General features: G+C 32.5%; 1 pseudogene. It reads left to right on the top strand.

What is annotated here, in order from left to right:
* Positions 1 to 364, top strand: a pseudogene (locus tag AJ932_RS09915) (hypothetical protein); the annotation flags it as partial.
* Between the last annotated feature and the right edge of the window lie 73 nt (positions 365 to 437).

The raw sequence follows: 437 nt of genomic DNA, 5'->3' as shown, positions 1-437 counted from the left end.
TCCAAGAGATATAGATTCTACTCCTGAAAGTAGAAATAAATTTGATGATGCTATGGATGGATATAGAAATGGGATGAAAACTAACTTTGATGTAGATACTCCAAATGATTGGAGTGAACAACAAGCTACTTTATTCAAAGATACCTTAGTATTAAGCGCCAAACTAGCAGCCTTAACTCCTCCTCAAGGCTATCCTAATGCCCCTTATTATTTTACACCTGAAAGATTGGAATGGATTTATAAAAGAGGATATTTAGACAAACTCCTTGATCCAAGAATCCCTGCTATTTATAGATATAATTTTCCGCAAGAACTTCGAGCTAAAATACTAGCTTATGCTAAAGAGCATAATATCAAAGAGTAAACCACAAAAGAAAGGAAAAACAATGCAAAAAATACTTCAAATCGATTTAGAAAAAAGAAAAGCTTTAGAGAAT

This window comes from Campylobacter sp. BCW_6873 (assembly GCF_001762365.1).
Lineage (GTDB): Bacteria > Campylobacterota > Campylobacteria > Campylobacterales > Campylobacteraceae > Campylobacter_D > Campylobacter_D jejuni.
Note: the sequence above shows the minus strand (reverse complement) of the source record. Positions and strands in the feature narration are given on the sequence as shown.